The sequence below is a fragment of the Meiothermus sp. genome (assembly GCF_025060375.1).
In the GTDB taxonomy this organism is placed as follows: Bacteria; Deinococcota; Deinococci; order Deinococcales; family Thermaceae; genus Meiothermus.
This window is the reverse complement of sequence record NZ_JANXCG010000007.1, coordinates 1-4,274: the sequence shown is the minus strand read 5'-3', so window position 1 is coordinate 4,274 and position 4,274 is coordinate 1. Positions and strand designations below refer to the sequence as shown.

Below are 4,274 nucleotides of genomic sequence, written 5' to 3'. Positions count from 1 at the left end.
ACCTACGACCTGGTCTACGTCCTCACCCGGGGGGGGCCGGGCTCGGCCACGGACCTGGTGAGCTACTACATCTACCGCAAGGCCTTCCTAGGCCTGGACCTTTCGGGGGCGAGCGCCATGGGGTACCTGCTCCTCCTCCTGAGTCTGGCCCTAGTAGCGCTTTACTACCGGCTTTTGACACGGGGCTAACATAGGGGAACCGTGATTCGCGATGGTTGAGCCAAACAATGTGCGCAGGCGCTAAAACCGGGTAGCGGCAGCTGAGGTAAGCCTAGCCCCGCGGGAAGGAGAGTTCTTTACCTTGGACCCTCGGGATGTGGCAAAACCACCACCCTGCGACCTTTTGATGAGCCTATATGCCATACCGGCTTCCCTGTCGGGCCTGGTGGTGCTTCATCGTTCTCTTGGGGCGGAACAGGTGGTGAACCAGCTTCTCACCTCCTTGGGGCTACCGCGGTCTGGCCTCTACTCCTAGGCGGGGCTTTTCCTGATCCTCCCCTTCTACAACATCCCCCTTTCTGCCCTGGCCCTCATACCCCTTTTGGAAACCGCAAGGGGTATGGAGGCGGCCCGAGCCTCGGGAGCTACGCCTCTCAAGTTTGAGGCCGGGTTCTGCTACCAGCACTGATGCCCGGATGGCTAGAGCCAGCATTGTCTTTGCCGGGATGATGGGGGCCTTTGTACGGCCCTAGCCGAAGGGCTTTGCTAAGAATCCGCTGATGCTGCAAGTCTACAGCATGGCAGCAAAAAGCACCTTTGATCTGCCCTGAGGGGTTCACCCTGCAGTGGTACGCCCCGGTGCACCGAGACCCCGAACACCTGGAAGCAACCCTTCTCTCTTTGCAAATTGCCCTCCTGTCGGTAGCGACCAACGTCTTGGCAGGGGTACCCACTGCATATGCCCTGCACATCTGGAGTGCGGCCACCCCCCTGCCTCCTGACCCCGGTTGGGCTGGGTCTGGTGCGCAAACATTGACCCAACCCCTAAGCCTCAGGGCTCAGAGGGGCTGCCCGTCCCATTGAAGCGGGCCACCTGAGCCAAAAAGGCCCGCAGTTTATCGGGGTCTTTCCGGCCCGGTGCGGCCTCCACGCCGCTGCTTACGTCTACGCCGTAGGGCTTCAGGGCCAGCGCCGAGGGCAGGTTCTCCGGGGTCAGGCCGCCTGCGATGATGAGGCGAGGGTGCGCGCGAAGGGGCTCGAGCCACCCCAGCGGGTAAGCCTGGCCGCTGCCGGGGCTGGCCCCGTCCACCAGCAAAGCCTCGGCAGGGTAGGAAAGCCAATCTGGCGAGGCCGGGCCGAAGAGGCGAATGGCCTTGATGACCGGAAAAAACCGGCGCACCTGCTCGGCCCACTCCGGCGGTTCGTCCCCGTGAAGCTGGACCACCTGAAGCCCCGCCACCTCCATCTGCCGCAGCACCACCTCGGGTGGGGTATCCGCAAAAACCCCCACCCGCACTACCAAAGGCCCCAAGCCCTGGGCAATGGGGCGGACAGCCTCGGGGCTGAGGTAGCGGCGGCTGCTCGGAACCAGAACGAAACCCACAGCCCAAGCCCCCAGCCCCTCCGCCCACAAGGCATCTTCCAGACAGGTGATGCCGCAAATTTTGGCTCGAGTCATCGCCGACCGCTACACCTCCTTGGCCTCCCACATCTCTTGGAAGCTTCTGGGGCTTGGCCGAAGGCCAGCTCGGCCCTCTGTCCAGGCCCTCAACAAGGGGAGGACCGGGCTCTCTAGGGCTTTTTCCGGTAGAAGCCGCAGGAGCTTGGAAGCCAGGCGGTAGGCCCAGGGCCGGGTTGCAGCCCAGGCGTACCCTTTGACGGCCGCCGCTTCCACCCCAGAGACCAACCCTTCCCCCACCGCCCGGCGGCGCCAGGTGAGCAGGAGCTTGGGGATAGGAATCCGCACTGGGCAGGCCTGGAAGCAGGCCCCGCAAAGGGAAGAGGCGTAAGGCAGTGGCTTGGTCTCCTCCAAACCCAGCAGGCCCGGAGCGAGCACAGAGCCAATCGGCCCGCTGTAGACGTAGCCATAGGGGTGCCCTCCCGTCTGCCGGTAGACCGGACAGGCATTCAAACAGGCCGCACACCGCACGCAGCGCAGGGTTTCCCAGGCCTCGAGGTCGGCCAGCAGGCTGGTGCGCCCGTTGTCCACGAAGATCACATGGACCTCCTCGGGCCCCTCCGGCTCGTCCTCTCGGCGTGGGCCCTGGATGAGCGAGACAAAGGTGCCGAGCCGCTGCCCAGTGGCAGCCCGGGCGGTCAGGGAGAGAAAGACCGCCAGGTCGCTCCAGCGAGGGAGGACCTTCTCAATCCCTACCAAGGCCACGTGGAGGCGGGGGAGCGAGGTGGAAAGCCGTATGTTCCCCTCGTTTTCCATCAGGGCTAGGGTGCCCGTCTCAGCCACCACGAAATTGCCCCCAGAGATGCCCATATCGGCCCCCAAAAAACCATCCCTCAGCAGCCTTCGCGCCACCGCTGCCAGGTGTTCGGGAGGGGCATCTATTGGCGTCTGGAAGCGTTCGTGGAAGAGGGTTTGAATCTGCTCCAGGTTGAGGTGGATGGCCGGGCCCACGATGTGGGAGGGCGGCTGGTTGAGGAGCTGGATGATGTACTCGCCCAGGTCGGTCTCGAGCACCTCTATGCCCATTCCCTCCAGCATGGGGTTGATGCCCAGCTCCTCCGCAACCATGGTCTTGGCCTTGACCACCCGCCGCACCCCAGCCTTCCGAGCAATGCCAGCCAGGATACGCCGGGCCTCCTCCGCGTCTTCAGCCCAGTGCACCTCCACGCCGTTTTTCTTCAGGTTTGCCTCGGCCTGCAAGAGGTACCTGTCCAGGCTCATCAGGGTGTGGTTCTTGACCCCCTCGGCCCAGCGGCGCCAGACCTCTGCTTCCACCTCGGCGTAGGCCTGCCGCCTCTTCCCGTCAAAGCTCGAGGTGGCTCCGGTAACCGAGTCGCGCACCTGGGGGGTCTCGCGCAGCAACCGGGCGGCCTCCTGGGGGTAGCGGTTGGCCTCGCTCCTCATCCCACCGCCTCCCACAAGACCGAGGCCAGAGGACGCACCGGCAAGGCCAGGCCTCGGTTCTGCATCCGCCCCGCGAGGTGCAGCATACAGCCCCCGTCAGCGCTGGTCAGGAAATCTACCGCGGGCAGGGTTCTCAGCTTCTGATCGGCCATGCTCAAAGAGACCTCGGGTAGCTTGACCGAAAATAGCCCACCGAAGCCGCAGCACTCCTCTGCTGCAGGCCAGTCGGCAACCTCGGCCCCGGCGTTGCGCAGAAGGGTGAGGGGTTCCTGACGAATGCCCAGCTCCCGCAGGGCGTGGCAGCCGTGGTGGTAGGCCACACGCCTGCCCTCAAGACCTCGGCCCAGCTGGGTTACCCCCAGCACCTTCACGATGAATTCGGCGAGCTCAAAGGTTCTCTGGGCCAAGGCTTCGGCCCTGGAAAAGAGCCGGCTTCGCTCCCGGAAAAGCTCGGGGTAGAAGGCGCGCAGCATGGTGGTGCAGGAGCCCGAAGGGAGCACCACGTACTCGCTTTCCTCCAGCAACTTCAGGGTGTACTCGGCCATCTGGCGGGCCTCGGCCCAGTAACCCGCGTTGTAAGCAGGCTGGCCACAGCAGGTCTGGCCCTTGGGGAAGGTTACGGTGCAGCCCAGGTGGCGCAGAAGCCGTACCGCCGCTACCCCCGCCTCGGCGAAGAACTGGTCGGCCAAGCAGGTGATGAAAAGGGCCACCCTCACGACAACCGGGATTATAGCAGGCCCCGGATGACCCGAGCGCCCCTGGCTTCGGGTATGCTCTGTGGGGGGTTCTGATGCGCCGAAGGATCATCCTCAGCACCTCGAGCCAGCTTGAAGGTTATCGGATAACCGAGTACCTGGACGTGGTCTTTGGCGAGGCCATCCTGGGGGCCAACATCCTCCGCGACCTTTTGGCCTCGGTGCGGGACATTGTAGGGGGTCGGAGCGGGGCCTACGAGGCCGAGCTGCGCAAGGCCCGCGAGATTGCGCTTTCGGAGCTGGAGCAGGCTGCGCTGGCCCGCGGGGCCGATGCGGTGATTGGGATTGATGTGGACTACGAGACCGTGGGCCAGGGGAATATGCTGATGGTCACGGCCTCGGGCACCGCGGTCAAGGCCAGCCGGGTCTACTGAGGCGGGGCAGCACCAGCCGCCGTCCCCGGTGCGCAACCACCTCGAAGGGCACCCCGTAGACCTCCTCCAGAAGCGCGGGCTCCAGCATCTCCTCGGGCTCCCCCTGGGCCAGCAGGCGGCCCT

The 4,274-nt window shown here is 64.9% G+C and carries 4 protein-coding genes and 1 pseudogene; 2 read left to right on the top strand and 3 right to left on the bottom strand.

The features are described from left to right. Positions 1 to 189 (top strand): annotated as a pseudogene (locus NZ849_RS00995) (sugar ABC transporter permease); the annotation flags it as partial. Between the two features lie 802 nt (positions 190 to 991). Here the strand turns inward: NZ849_RS00995 and NZ849_RS00990 are convergent. From NZ849_RS00990 to NZ849_RS00980, 3 genes are read right to left on the bottom strand one after another with little or no spacing between them, the layout of a single operon-like run. Continuing rightward, positions 992 to 1,618, bottom strand: coding sequence for a phosphoribosylanthranilate isomerase (locus tag NZ849_RS00990; protein WP_295403104.1), 627 nt, complete (start codon positions 1,616 to 1,618; stop codon positions 992 to 994). A 9-nt stretch (positions 1,619 to 1,627) separates the two neighbouring features. Beyond that, positions 1,628 to 3,022 (bottom strand): LutB/LldF family L-lactate oxidation iron-sulfur protein, encoded by a 1,395-nt coding sequence (locus NZ849_RS00985; RefSeq protein ID WP_295403101.1) that lies wholly within the window; start codon positions 3,020 to 3,022, stop codon positions 1,628 to 1,630. Continuing rightward, the gene (locus NZ849_RS00980) at positions 3,019 to 3,738 is read right to left on the bottom strand and encodes a (Fe-S)-binding protein (RefSeq protein ID WP_295403100.1); all 720 of its coding nucleotides are present in this window, start codon (positions 3,736 to 3,738) and stop codon (positions 3,019 to 3,021) included. The genes NZ849_RS00985 and NZ849_RS00980 overlap by 4 nt, the downstream gene beginning before the upstream one ends. An 86-nt stretch (positions 3,739 to 3,824) precedes the next feature. On the opposite strand from NZ849_RS00980, the gene NZ849_RS00975 reads away from it, so the two are divergent. After that, positions 3,825 to 4,151: a heavy metal-binding domain-containing protein gene (locus NZ849_RS00975; RefSeq protein WP_295403107.1), complete on the top strand. Its 327-nt coding sequence runs from the start codon at positions 3,825 to 3,827 to the stop codon at positions 4,149 to 4,151. Positions 4,152 to 4,274 lie beyond the last annotated feature (123 nt).